The organism is Pseudomonas sp. I3-I5 (genome assembly GCF_022699445.1).
GTDB classification, from domain to species: domain Bacteria; phylum Pseudomonadota; class Gammaproteobacteria; order Pseudomonadales; family Pseudomonadaceae; genus Aquipseudomonas; species Aquipseudomonas fulva.
In genome coordinates this window covers 1,975,864-1,988,938 of sequence record NZ_CP093940.1, presented here as the reverse complement: position 1 = coordinate 1,988,938, position 13,075 = coordinate 1,975,864, and the positions used below count along the sequence as shown (strand labels likewise).

The following is a 13,075-nucleotide window of genomic DNA, read 5'->3' as shown; positions in this document are numbered from 1 at the left end:
GGGAACTCCTTCAGAACAGGAAATAGCGCTGCGCCAGCGGCAGCTCGGTGGCCGGTTCGCATACCAGCAGTTCACCGTCGGCCCTGACCTGATAGGTCTGGGCGTCGACTTCGATCACCGGTTGCAGGGTGTTGTGGATCATGTCGGCCTTGCGCACCCGTCGGCAGCCGTGGGCCACCCCGATCAGGCTGCGCAGGTTCAATGCCTGGTGCAGGCCGTCGTCCATTGCGGCTTGTGGCAGGAAGGTCATGCGTGTGGCATGGCGGGCCGCGCCCAGGGCGCCGAACATCGGCCGGTAGTGCACCGGTTGCGGCGTTGGAATCGAGCCGTTGACGTCGCCCATGGGCGCAGTGACGATCATGCCGCCCTTGATCACCAACGCGGGCTTGACCGCGAAAAACGCCGGTGACCACAACACCAGGTCTGCCAGTTTGCCCGCCTCGACCGAGCCGACCTCATGGGCGATTCCGTGGGTGACTGCAGGGTTGATGGTGTACTTGGCGATATAGCGCTTGACCCGGAAGTTATCGCTGTAGGCCGTATCGGGCGCCAGGGGTCCGCGACGCTTTTTCATCTGGTGTGCCACCTGCCAGGTGCGTAGCACGACTTCCCCGACCCGGCCCATGGCCTGGGAATCGGAAGACGTCATGGCGAAGGCGCCCATGTCATGCAGGATATCCTCGGCCGCAATGGTCTCGCGCCGGATACGCGACTCGGCGAAGGCGACGTCTTCGGCAATGCTCGGGTCCAAGTGGTGGCAGACCATCAGCATGTCCAGGTGCTCATCCACGGTATTGACCGTGTAGGGCAAGGTCGGGTTGGTCGAGGACGGCAGTACATTGGGCTGCCCCGCTGCCCGGATGATGTCGGGCGCATGCCCCCCGCCAGCCCCTTCGGTATGAAAGGTGTGGATGGTGCGCTCGCCAATGGCGGCCAGGGTGTCTTCGATGCAGCCGGACTCGTTGAGGGTGTCGGTATGGATAGCCACCTGGATGTCCATCTCCTCGGCCACCCCCAGGCAACAGTCGATGGCCGCGGGGGTCGACCCCCAATCCTCGTGCAGCTTGAGCCCCACAGCCCCGGCGGCGATCTGCTCGCGCAGCGCCTCTGGCCGCGAAGCATTGCCTTTGCCCAGCAACCCGATGTTGATGGGCAGGCTGTCAGCTGCCTGGAGCATACGCGCCAGGTACCAGGGGCCTGGTGTGCAGGTGGTGGCATTGGTGCCGGTGGCAGGTCCGGTACCGCCGCCAATGAAGGTCGTGACGCCGCTGTTCAGGGCTTCATCCACCTGCTGTGGGCAGATGAAATGGATGTGCGAATCGATGCCGCCGGCGGTGACGATCTTGCCTTCGGCCGCAATCACCTCGGTGCCGGGACCGATTGGCAAGGTGACGCCTGGCTGCACGTCAGGGTTGCCGGCCTTGCCAATGCCTGCAATGCGGCCCTGCTTGATGCCAATGTCAGCTTTGACGATGCCCCAGTGGTCGATGATCAGCGCATTGGTAAGGACCAGATCCATGGCCTCGGCGGCGAGCATCTGCCCTTGGCCCATGCCGTCGCGGATGACCTTGCCGCCGCCGAACTTCACTTCTTCACCGTACAGGGTGTAATCCTTTTCGACGGCCACCCACAGCTCGGTGTCAGCCAGGCGTACCCGGTCCCCCACCGTGGGCCCGAACATGTCGGCATAAGCCTGGCGAGACAGTCGGCTCATGTTTCACGCTCCAGAGGCCCCATGACCTTGCCCTGGAACCCGTACACCTCACGCTTGCCGGCGTAGGCGACCAATTGCACGGTACGAGCCTGGCCGGGTTCGAAACGCACGGCGGTACCTGCCGGAATGTCCAAGCGAAACCCGCGGGTAGGGCCACGCTCGAAAACCAGGGCCGCGTTGACCTCGTAGAAATGGTAATGCGACCCGACCTGCACGGGGCGGTCGCCGTGGTTGGCAACGCTAACGCTGACGGTGGCACGGCCGCTGTTGAGCTCGATGTCGCCGAGGGCGACCTGGATTTCACCTGGAATCATCAGGGGCTCCGGTGGGGTTTCAGACAATGGGGTCATGCACCGTCACAAGCTTGGTGCCATCGGGAAACGTTGCTTCTACCTGCACGTCGTGCAGCATCTCGGCGATGCCGGGCATGACCTGCTCGCGGGTCAGCACCTCACGGCCGAGGCTCATCAGCTCGGCGACCGTTCGCCCGTCGCGTGCCCCTTCGAGCACCGCCGCGCTGATCAGCGCCACCGCCTCCGGGTAATTGAGCTTAAGGCCACGGGCCAGGCGCCGTTCGGCCAGCAATGCGGCGGTGAACAGCAGCAGTTTGTCTTTCTCTCTAGGGGTCAGCTCCATCGGTACTCTCTTCAGGTGGCCCAGATGCGTGGCGGGCAGGCGGACAGCCCCAGGACGGCCGGACGCAGCACTTGCCACAGGCGTTGCAGGGTGTGTTGCAGGCGTTGGTTATCGTGATCGAGCAGGCGAATCACCAGCAGCGAGCCGAGCAACGTCGCGCCTGCCGGGATACCTAGCCCATCCAGATGCGGGCGTACGGCGTCGAGGGTGTCTTGATTGGCGGGCGCAGCGCAGAAGGTTGCCAGCAACGGATGACCGCCAAGCTTCTCCAGGCGTCCACCGCGCACCCGCAAGCGTTCGTGCAAGCCGATTTCGTCTGCCTGCTCAATGCTCAGCAGGCTGTCGAGCGCGCCTTGCTCGAAGCGCTCCTGCATGACCGGCCTGCCCAGGCACAGGGTTTCCCAGGCCAGCAGTCGAGCACCTGCTTCGAGGGTGAAGCGGCTCTCGAGCGTTGCCTTGGCACCATTGAAAAAAATGCTGTCCTGCGGCAGCCACTCCAGTGTGCTGTCCGCTGCCAGGCGAAAGCGCTGGGTCAGGCGCGCCGTCGGCCCCACGCTGCGGTAGAACTTGCTCGCCCCCGGCATGGTGAGCAGTGCATGGCTACCGGGTTCCAGGCTGATGTCCAACTCCAACCGGTCACCGGCAACGATGCCGCCTGGCGGATGCAGGACATAGACATGGCATGGCGCACCTTCTGGATAGAATGGCCGTTGCACCAAAAGAGGTCCGAAATGCCGGCGCGCACCAAGGCGGGTCACACCCTCACGTAGGACGAAACGCAATTGCAGATGAGCGCTCCACCCGCTCGGGTCATCCAATGTATTCAGCGGCTCTGCGAGCATCATCCTGCAGCCCTTGTAATGCGTGGCCTGGTAGCCGTTGGGAGGGCATTGGGCGGGAACGGCTGCCCGCCCCTGCCTGACCACTCGATCAAAATTCTCGAAGTGGACTTAGCAGGGAATGGGCCAATTCAGTGGATCAGTCACAGACGCTGATATCAGACAGCTGCGCCCGCATCGGGCAGCTTGATGTCGCGTGCACTAGGCAGGGGCAACCACGAGCGCTATTGAGGTGCTCGTGGCCATGGGCGTAGGGTCTTCCATCCTCAGGACAAAGGATGGGCGTGTTCAGTAGTCGAAGCGGTCCACAGCACGCCGACGTTCATTGTCATCGCGCCGGTCATAGATGGCAGTGGTCTGGATGTTGGCGTGGTGCGCCAGCTTCTGAGCGATGGACAGGTCGTGCTCTTCGATGACCCGCGTGATGAAGGCCCGACGAAAATCGTGCGGCATGATCTTCACGCCTACCTGCGTGCCGCGTTGGCGGGCAATGTAGTAGATCGCATGCTTGGTGATCCGGGCCCGGGTGATGTGGTTGCCCCGCCGGATACGGTTGAACAGAAACGGATCGTCCTCGGCGCCGGCAGGCAAGTCAGCGCGCCGCAGGTCAAGCCAGGCCTGCAGTTTCTCGAAGGCCCAGGGTGGGGCGTACTTGATCAGCTGGTGATTGCCCTTGCCCACCACCTGCAAACTGCGGGCCTCGAAATCCACCTGGTTCAGATCGATGTCCACCGATTCCGACTTGCGCATGCCAGTGCCGTACAACAAGGCAATGATGGCGGCGTCACGAACCCCCTGCGGGCGCGGGTCAGCGGCGCACACATCCATCAGTTCACGAATCAGGCTGCGCCGCAGGTTGCGACCAGGCGGTAGTCGCGAGCCAGTGGCAGGTTTGACTTCGCGCATGCGCAGCAGGTGCTCGTGGTCGATCAGGCCCTGTCGCCAGGCCTCGTTCATGACGCCGCGAATGGCATTGACATACAGTGACGAGCTGTTGGGCGCAAAACCATCACTGCGCAGCGCGGCGACCAGGCCTATCACATGGCCAGGCTCAAGCTGGTGCCACGGCACATCGACCAGGTTGCAGTCCACGAACCCTAGCCGGTCGGCAGCGTCCTGGAGGATATAGCGCATGGTCTGCTGACTGGAGGGCGCCAGCCGGTCCATGTACTGCGAGAGCGGGTTTTTCGGAAGTTCGGACAAAACATAAATCCTGTAGCAGTGTTGCAGCGCAGGCGGGCGATGAGTGCAGGCTACCCATTCTCAGGCTTTTGAGACAGCGCACGGGCCAGGCCACTGCGAACCTGACACGCTCAACCGCCCTCCAATACAACGGATTGCGGATCGGTGTGGTCGCTGATCTTACCGCAAAGGCTCGACCAGAACGAACGCAGGGCCTCAAAGCCGCCTTTTCATCAGTTGAGGAATCGGGCCCAAGCAGTAGGGTCAGGCAATCGCTGGCGGCCACCAGCCTGGGAACATCTGCTGGACGCGGGGTTCGGCAAAGCGCTCGTCGATGAGCACCAGCACTCCGCGGTCCTGGTCGCCCCGGATGACCCTGCCTGCGGCCTGGATGACCTTGCGCACACCTGGATACAGGTAGGCATAGTCAAACCCGGCGCCGAACTGGCGCCCAAGTCGCTGCTTGAATTGCTCGTTGATCGGGTTGACCTGGGGCAGGCCCAAGGTGGCCACGAATGCGCCGATCAAGCGCGTTCCCGGCAGATCGACACCTTCACCGAATGCCCCGCCCAACACCGCAAACCCTATGCCGCGGCCGCCTTCGACGAACCGGTCCAGGAACGCCTGACGCTCACCCTCGTCCATGCCTGGCGCTTGCGACCACAGGGGGATCTGCCCGTGCTGGCGCGCCAGCAGCTCGGCCACCTGCTGCAGGTATTCGAAGCTGCTGAAGAAGGCAAGGTAGTTCCCTGGAAGGCGCTGGTACTGCTGCGCAATCAGCTCGACGATCGGCGCTAACGAGGCGCTGCGCTGCTGATAACGCGTGGAAACCTGGCTTGCGATGCGCACTTGCAGCTGCTCGGCGCGAAACGGTGCGGCCACCTCGAGCCAGGCGGTGTCCGCCGGCATGCCCAGCAGGTCGTGGTAGAAGCGTCGGGGGCTCAGGGTGGCTGAAAACAGGGTCACGCTGCGGGCCGCCTGCATGCGGGGCGAGAGCAGCCGCGCCGGGTTGACGTTACGCAGGCACAGTGTGGAATAGCGCTTGTTGCGTGGGCCGTTGCGCACACTGATGTCGAACATGAAATGCTCGTCGAACAGTTCAGCCACCCGGTTGAACTGCAACGTACTGAAGAAAAACTGCAGCAGTTGCGGATCGGTGTGCGCCGGGGACTGATTCATCTGCTCCTGAATCAGGCTTATGCATTGCTGGAGTGCGCGCAGCAGCGCTTGGGGCAACACGTCACTGGCCTGGTACGGTGCGCGCTGCTCTTTGTGCAGCGCATTCCACTGCCGGTTCAAACGGTCCAGCGCCGTGGTCAGCCCGGCCGGCTTGCGCTGGCGTAAAGCCTGCAGCTGGCCCTGATCGAGGCTGGCGCTGTACATGCTGCGGCCTCGATCGACCAGGTTATGAGCCTCGTCCACCAATACGGCGGTACGCCACTGGTTGGCCTGGGCCAGGCCGAAGAGCAAGGCGTGGGCATCGAAATAGTAGTTGTAGTCGGCAATGAGCACATCGACCCAGCGCGCCATTTCCTGCCCCAGGTAATACGGGCATACCTGGTGGGCCAATGCCACTGCGCGCAGGCTGCTGCGGTCGAGCAAGGGCTGGGCAGCGGCGGCTTCGCGTGCAGCGGGGAGCCTGTCGTAGAAGCCCGCCGCCAACGGGCATGACTCCCCATGGCAGGCTTTGTCCGGGTGTTCGCAGGCCTTGTCGCGGGCGATCAACTCCAGCGTGCGCAGGCCGGGCTGGGCCTGGGTGTCGGTCAGTTGACGAAGTGCATCAAGGGCCAGCGCGCGTCCCGGTGTCTTGGCTGTCAGAAAGAACAGCTTGTCCAGTTGCTGCGGCACCATGGCCTTGAGCAGGGGAAACAGCGTCCCCAGGGTCTTGCCGATGCCAGTGCTGGCCTGGGCCATGAGGCAGCGGCCAGTGCTCACGGCCTTGTACAGGGTCTCAGACAGCTGTCGCTGCCCTTGACGAAACTGCGGATAGGGAAAACGCAGCGCCAGTAGCCCTTGGTCGCGCTGCGCAAGGCGCCGTTGCTGACCGTGAGCCCAGGCCAGAAACCGCTGGCACTGGTCGTCGAAGAAGGCCTGCAGATCCGTCGCTGTGCAGTGCTGGGTGATCAGCGTCTGCCGATCACTGTCGACGTCCAGGTATACAAGGGCGACATCAAGGGCTGCCAGGCCACGCGCCTGGCACAGCAACCAGCCATAGACCTTGGCTTGAGCCCAATGCAATTGGCGATGATTGTCAGGCTGACGAGCCAGGTCACCACGGTGGGTCTTGATTTCTTCGAGGCGGTTGCAGGCCGGGTCATAGCCGTCGGCGCGTCCGCGCACGCGCAAGGTTTCGAACTGACCTTCCAAGGGGATTTCCGATTCATAGCCCGCGCCCCGCCGTGCGACCACGCGCCGATGGCCTTCGATGCCTTCCTGGGCTGTGGGCGACGGCGTGAAGCGCAGGTCCAGGTCACCCACCTTGGCGCTGAACTCACACAACGCCCGTACGGCCACACTGTAGCTCACGCCGCCTCGCTCCAGCGCACATGGCACACCGCAACCGGCAGGCCGTGCAGGCGGCAGAATTCCAGCCAACGCAGCTGGTTATCCTGCAGGCGATCACCCGGCCCCTTGACCTCCACCATGCGGTAGCTGCCCTGCTCCGGCCAGAACTGAATCAAGTCCGGCATGCCGGTGCGGTTATTGCGGATGTCCTGCAGCAGCCTCAAAAAGCATTGTTTCAAATGAGCGCCCGGCAAACAGCCCAAGGCTTGGTCCAGCAGGGTTTCACTAAGCATGCCCCAGAACACGAACGGCGATTGCAGACCGCGCTTGGTGGCATAGCAGTCCCGAATGATTTGCCGATGCGTACCGTCGTCCAGCCGGCTCAGGCAACGCTCGAACACGTCGCTGCGCCGATGCTGGAAGTCGCTGTCGTGCAGGTCTTGGGGCGCCGACTGGAACGGGTTGAAGAAGGCCCCTGGAACCGGGGCGAACACAGCCTCCCAGCACAACAGGCCGAACAAGCTGTTGAACAAGGTGTTTTCCACATAGTGCACTTCGCCACCCGACGCAGCCAGGTGCTGTCGCACCGCTTCCTCAACGCCAAGCTCGGCGTGGGCCCTGGGCAGTTCCAGCTCGATCAACTCGACTGGCTTGAGGCGCTGGCGACGCTGAGGTGGCCCGCCAAGCTTGCGCGCCAAGCGCGGCAACATGCGCTCCAGCGCCTGTACCTCGAGCGCATTGGCCGGCGCTGCTGCCAGTTGCAAGGCCAGGGCATGGGCCTGCTCCCAGGACTGGGTGCGTTCCAGTACGCGCACTTGACGAATGCGCGCCTGGGGGTGGGCGCACTGGGCGTACACTGCCATGGCCTGATCCCATTCGCCCCTGCGTTCACACTGCTGGCCCAGCGCGAACAGTAACCGCGCCCGGCGCCTGGCCAGCCATGCATTGCCACTGTGCAAGCCTTGCAGTGTCGCCAGGACCGAAGCGGTATCGGCCCCCTCCTCAAGACGCTCGGCGCACTGGTGCAGCGCTAGCGCCAGGTCAACCTCCGAGCGCTGGTGCAAGGCCCGCGAGTCAGCACTGAACGCTACCTGCTCGAAGCGCAATACACCCAGGTCGGCCAGCACGAAGTCCGACCAGTCTTGATAGAGATTGCCGAAAAACAGCAGCCGGATCCGGTCACAGACCGGCTGTCGGCACCACTGCACGATACGCAGTTCGCTGTGGGCGAACCATTGGCGCAACGAACGGGGCGCCAGCTCCAATGCTTGCAGCTCGGCCAGCAACTCATGCTTGGCCGCACGCGGCCGGCTGAGCTGCGTTGCGAAACACTGCGCCAGTTCATCCTTGCGCAAGAGCGTGAACAACTGCTCCAGGGTCAAGTGCTCGGGCTCGCACACCCAGCCAAGCCCCATCAAAGGTGCCAGCGCCTGCCCGATATCACCAACCTCGGCATACTGCAGGCGATCATCGCGAAACAGCTCACCCTTGCGCATGACCATGCGCACCATGATCGCCTGTGCAGGTGCGTCGAGCTCGGCGAACGTAGCGATGAACGCCTGCTCGCTCAGATCGAGCAGGTCTGCGTAGCGCTGACCCACCCAGCACAGGACCTGGCGGAAGTTATGCAGGTAATACAACGGATCTTCGACAGAATGGGCAATCACGGAAATCGGTCGGACGGCAGCTTTACGGGGTACTGGTTATACATACAGACTAGCGCGTGTGACAAGTGCCGCGGGTCGGGCCGTGCATCTTCGCGCCCTGGCAGCATGGCCGGTGCAGGCCTGGGGCGGTCATCAAGGGTGCCCGACGACCTGAGCCAGTCGATCGACGGCAATCTGTAGCTCTACCGGGTCATCACCCGTCCAGCCCAAGGCCAGATGATGCTGAAAGCGGCCGTGCAAGCTGAAGTGCTTGCCAGGCATGGCATGCAGCGGCGTACCGGCCAGGGCCTTACTGATGGAATCCCAATGGACAGGCTGGCGCAACCTTGCCCAGAGCAAGCCGCCACCGTCGGGCAAGCGCAGTTGCAGCTGTGGCCCAAAGCGTAACGCGAGCACGCGTGCCAATGTTCGGGTACGGCGTTGCAGGGCCTGGCGAAGCCGGGCCCATTGTGCATCCACCTCCCCCTTGTCCAACATGCAGGCCAACGCTTGCATGCGTAAGGGTGGCAAGCGGAAAGCCCGTTCGCAGAAGCCTCTGGTCAGGGCACCGGTCGGTCCTAACACGTAGGCATACGGGGCCTCGGGCCCAAGCACTGCCTCGAACCCACCCACCACCAGCAGTTGCCTGACATCCACCCAGTCTCGCTGGCGGATGACAGGCGGGCCTGCGTGACAGAGCTCGCTGTCCAGGTCGCTTTCCAGCACCCATACCCGATACCGCGAGAGCAGATGGCCCAACTGCTGCTGGCCCGCCGAGGTCACCAGCCGGCCTTGTGGCGTGCTCAGACAGGAGGGCAGCACCACAAGCCCCACTGGCTCGCTTTCCAACAGACAGGTCAGCGCATACAGATTGAGATCACCCCGAGTATCCACTGGCACCTCAAGCACGGGCACCCCGGTGCGAGCGAGCGCCTGCAATAGCTGCCAGCAGCAAGGTGAATGAACCACCACTGCCGCATGCTTGAGCTCAAGCGCTGCCCACACGGTATCGAGCAACGCAGTGAGGTCCGGCGCCACGTGCACATCCTTGGCGCACCAGTAGCGGCTGCTGGAATGGGTGTAGCGCTCGGCAAGCGTCTGACGCAATCTCACGCTGCCCGGGTCCTGACCCCAGCCCATGGCTCGCAGCCGCTGACGCGCCAGCCGGCGTTCATGATTGTGCAAGTTCAGCTCGAACAGCGATGGCTCGAATACCGGCGCTTGCCGGGGCGTGAGGGCCACCTCGCTGCTTGATGCACTGTGCACGAAGTAGCCCGACCTGGGCAGACGCTCAACACGACCGGCCTCCTCCAGCAGGTTATAGGCATGCTGGACAGTGCCCAGCGACACCCGTAGCCTCGAAGCAAGGCCTCGCAGCGAGGGCAAACGCTGCCGTTGCCCGGGCGGCGATTGATCAATGAGTGCTTCGATGTACCGGTAGACCTTGCGATAGGCAAACTCGCGATGCGGGGCCTGCGGCATCACGGCCGCTCCACGTCGCAGCCTTGCGCCGGCAAGGGCGCCTGGCACAGCAGACGCAAGTTGATGTCACGCCGGGCCAGGTGCCTCAACACGCGCATGGCCGAGGCAGGCAAGTTGGTTTCATACAGGGCCCGCAGCTGTGCAACAGGCAAGCCACTGACATTGACGAGCCAAGCCTTCACGGCTTGTGGACATGGCTCGCCGCGCAAGGCGTGATGCAGGTAGGGCAATGCCACCAGCATGTCGGTATGCCGGCACTTGAGGAAGCGCTCCAAATGCTTACCCCTGCGAGCAAAGGGTGTGAACAGCAAGCACATCAGCTGATCGTGGCTCAACCCCAACACGCCGCCCACCTGCCCAGTGCGGCCCCGGCCCGGTTTGTCCACCTGATGCTTGAGCGACAATGCGGGCCTGCACCCCTGGGCTTGCTGAGCGCGGGCCTGCAGTTGGTGCACCTGCGCCAACGCCTCAGGATCCACGAAAGCCCCCAATGGATAGGCATCCTGCGGCACTGCGCACGGATTGCCGAGCATCGATTCAAGTTTCTGTCCTTCAAGCAAGTCTGCCAGAAGCTCATCGATCGCCATGACCCGCAGTGGCGTGCGTACCTGCTCCTGCCGGCCTGCCGGCCTGACTTCCTGTCCACCAACACCCTCCAGCCGCTGGCCCAGTTGAGCGAGCCCGTCAGCCAACGCAGCCAGGCAATGCTGCGCCTCGGGCAAGCCGCTTTCGCCGGCAAGATGAAAGATGCGCCGGAACCAGGCCAGAAAACGATGCCGCTCTTGAGCCGGTATTGCCGTGATCATCACGTCGACAGGTGTTTGGAACTGCACGGCCTCGCTGAATGTGTTTGCCAGGTCCAGATAAAGCCAAGCGCCCAACAATCCCTCGGGCCTGGTCCCTGCCAGATGCCCCAACAGCAGCATGGCAGTGCTGGCCAGAGGGACGTCGTCCCTGCTGGGCACCCAGTCTCGCGAAAAGGGTCTGACCGCCCGACCCTGGACCATGAGCAGCTCAACGCGTGGATCATCCTGGAGGAACAAGGCATTGAACGCACGCTCGTGACATACCAGGGTGTGAGAACCAGGAGCGGGTTGACTGATCACCAACACACGCAACTGGAAGGTGACCGGCCCGCGTGTGGCGATGCTCAATTGCGCAGCCCGCAGCATGGCCAGCAATCTGGCACTACGGCGGTCGTTGCCATGCAGAACCAATACACGAAACGTCCCGATATATTCAGCGCCTCCGGCAGCTATCAGCAATCGCTGAATCAACAACTGCAAGGAAGCACGTTGTGATTGGGACATATGATTCAACAAGCGCTCCAGCACTTGCCGATAAATATGATGCATTGCCTGATCGTGAATAGCCGTCACGATATTACCTCGTCCAGTTCATGCGGCCAGTCGATGCACAAGCACTCGGCATCAACCCTGGCCGGGATATTCCGAATGGTCGTTACAGTCCACGCACAACGAAGTTCATCTTCACTGTCGACACACGCCGGAAGCCCTCACCGCATACCCATGGCACACCGGCTTTTCACGCCATTGCCCAGCCAGCTCAGCCCTGCTCATATCACGCTCCTTGCGTAAACTGTCATTGCGCCATTATCGATATGCAACAGAAGAATTGAAGATACAGATCAGGGGAAAAAAAGTAGTCAGAGCTGTTGAAACGACAGCTTGACCTTGAAACTTGAAGACTTCAATCAAAGATAAGAGGCGAGATATTTCCCAAACTCCATAACACTGAAACTTTATGTAGTATCAGTCTTGGTGCGTTGTAGGAATTATCCTTTTATAAAATTCATGCACAGGATCGCCGGCCACTTGCCAAACCGAGTGAATGGCCAGGAACAGTCAGTCGCCGCCGGCCAGGACGCCGACGACAGCTGAACGTTGGGATAGATATCGGCGGGTCAAGCCCGATGCGGTCGGCGACGACCTGTGGACGCCCGCCTAATGAAGCGCGCCATCATTGCGCGCACAGCCTGTCAGGCAGGCATCAGGTCCAGCACCACGCGCCCACCGCAAGGGCACTGATCCATGTAGCGATGGGCGTCGACCACTTGCTCGAACGGGTACACCTTGATGATCTGCGGGGTGAGCAGCTTGTCGGCCGTGAACTGGTTGATATCGCGCAACGCCCTGTGCAAAGCCACTTGGTCCTGGCTGATGCCCAGTTCAGGCTTGCCCGTAAAATTGCCAATGCAGTGTACATAGAACTGAATGTTCTTCTGAAACGCAGCACAGGCCGGAAATGGGGTCTGGTTGCCGCCTTGCAGGCCATACAGCACAAGGCTGCCACGCGGGGCCAACACATCACCGAGCAACGACATCTGCGGCCCACCCAGGCCATCGAGCACCATGTCCACACCGCGACCCTCGGTGTACTTGCCTACCTGCATCACCAGGTCTTGCTCCTCGGTGACGATCACCTTGTCAGCGCCCAGGCCGAGCAGATAATCACGTTGCTCGCCATCCTTGGTCGCAGCAAACACCGTCAGGCCAAGCGCCTTGCCCAACTGCACGAACGCCGGTCCCGCGCAATGACTGGCATCGGTAACCAATGCCGTCTGCCCACTTTTTGCACGGGCCAGATCGACGTACGCGAAATAGGCGATCAGCAATGGCGTGTAATGCACGCTCGCTTCAATCGGTGTCAGCACCTCCGGATAGCGGGTGATGGCTGAACGGGGCAAGACGATAACGTCACCGTACACGGGGTGATCGTTGGCACTGGTGGCTGGGAAGCTCGCGACCCTGTCTCCGACCACGATGTCGTCGACCGCATCGCCCACCGCCGTCACCACGCCGGCCATTTCATGACCTATACCGGCTGGCAGCCGGGCACGGGAGGACGCCAGGTTCTGGCGCCAGAGCACGTCGTACCAGCTGACACCGATCGCCTCGACGCGGATCTGTACCTCACCGGCGGCAGGCATCGGCTCGGCCTGCTCCTCGCAACGGAGCACATCCGCAGCGCCGAACTTGTGGAACCGAATCATGCGGGACATCGCCTACCTCGCCTAGTGAAACATCAATTACCACTGACTCTATCCGGGC

At 62.5% G+C, this 13,075-nt stretch carries 10 protein-coding genes; all 10 read right to left on the bottom strand.

Annotated elements, in window-relative coordinates:
- Positions 1 to 10 precede the first annotated feature (10 nt).
- Positions 11 to 1,714, bottom strand: a complete 1,704-nt coding sequence (gene ureC / locus MOP87_RS09015) for an urease subunit alpha (protein ID WP_049696098.1) — start codon at positions 1,712 to 1,714, stop codon at positions 11 to 13.
- Positions 1,711 to 2,028, bottom strand: coding sequence for an urease subunit beta (locus MOP87_RS09010; RefSeq protein ID WP_242810538.1), 318 nt, complete (start codon positions 2,026 to 2,028; stop codon positions 1,711 to 1,713). The genes ureC and MOP87_RS09010 overlap by 4 nt, the downstream gene beginning before the upstream one ends.
- A 19-nt stretch (positions 2,029 to 2,047) precedes the next feature.
- Complete coding sequence (locus MOP87_RS09005) at positions 2,048 to 2,350, bottom strand: urease subunit gamma (RefSeq protein ID WP_003253929.1); 303 nt, start codon at positions 2,348 to 2,350, stop codon at positions 2,048 to 2,050.
- A gap of 11 nt (positions 2,351 to 2,361) precedes the next feature.
- Positions 2,362 to 3,195, bottom strand: coding sequence for an urease accessory protein UreD (locus MOP87_RS09000; protein WP_049696099.1), 834 nt, complete (start codon positions 3,193 to 3,195; stop codon positions 2,362 to 2,364).
- 282 nt (positions 3,196 to 3,477) lie between these two features.
- Positions 3,478 to 4,392: a tyrosine-type recombinase/integrase gene (locus MOP87_RS08995; RefSeq protein ID WP_196110648.1), complete on the bottom strand. Its 915-nt coding sequence runs from the start codon at positions 4,390 to 4,392 to the stop codon at positions 3,478 to 3,480.
- Positions 4,393 to 4,635: 243 nt separating this feature from the next.
- Entirely contained in the window at positions 4,636 to 6,897 is a 2,262-nt protein-coding gene (locus tag MOP87_RS08990; RefSeq protein ID WP_242810422.1) for an ATP-dependent DNA helicase, read from the bottom strand.
- Entirely contained in the window at positions 6,894 to 8,543 is a 1,650-nt protein-coding gene (locus tag MOP87_RS08985; RefSeq protein WP_145281133.1) for a VRR-NUC domain-containing protein, read from the bottom strand. The genes MOP87_RS08990 and MOP87_RS08985 overlap by 4 nt, the downstream gene beginning before the upstream one ends.
- Positions 8,544 to 8,675: 132 nt before the next feature.
- A complete protein-coding gene (locus MOP87_RS08980; protein ID WP_242810421.1) occupies positions 8,676 to 10,004 on the bottom strand; it encodes a GntR family transcriptional regulator in 1,329 nt (442 codons plus the stop codon).
- Positions 10,004 to 11,383, bottom strand: coding sequence for a hypothetical protein (locus MOP87_RS08975; protein WP_059184083.1), 1,380 nt, complete (start codon positions 11,381 to 11,383; stop codon positions 10,004 to 10,006). Before MOP87_RS08975 ends, MOP87_RS08980 begins: the two co-directional genes overlap by 1 nt.
- Positions 11,384 to 12,003: 620 nt before the next feature.
- A complete protein-coding gene (locus tag MOP87_RS08970; RefSeq protein WP_027915525.1) occupies positions 12,004 to 13,026 on the bottom strand; it encodes a zinc-dependent alcohol dehydrogenase family protein in 1,023 nt (340 codons plus the stop codon).
- Between the last annotated feature and the right edge of the window lie 49 nt (positions 13,027 to 13,075).

What these genes read in the sequence shown, in the direction of transcription:
- ureC (WP_049696098.1), bottom strand. Translation starts at nt 1,714, where the DNA reads ATGAGCCGACTGTCTCGCCAGGCTTATGCCGACATGTTCGGGCCCACG.
- MOP87_RS09010 (WP_242810538.1), bottom strand. Translation starts at nt 2,028, where the DNA reads ATGATTCCAGGTGAAATCCAGGTCGCCCTCGGCGACATCGAGCTCAAC.
- MOP87_RS09005 (WP_003253929.1), bottom strand. Translation starts at nt 2,350, where the DNA reads ATGGAGCTGACCCCTAGAGAGAAAGACAAACTGCTGCTGTTCACCGCC.
- MOP87_RS09000 (WP_049696099.1), bottom strand. Translation starts at nt 3,195, where the DNA reads ATGATGCTCGCAGAGCCGCTGAATACATTGGATGACCCGAGCGGGTGG.
- MOP87_RS08980 (WP_242810421.1), bottom strand. Translation starts at nt 10,004, where the DNA reads ATGCCGCAGGCCCCGCATCGCGAGTTTGCCTATCGCAAGGTCTACCGG.
- MOP87_RS08970 (WP_027915525.1), bottom strand. Translation starts at nt 13,026, where the DNA reads ATGTCCCGCATGATTCGGTTCCACAAGTTCGGCGCTGCGGATGTGCTC.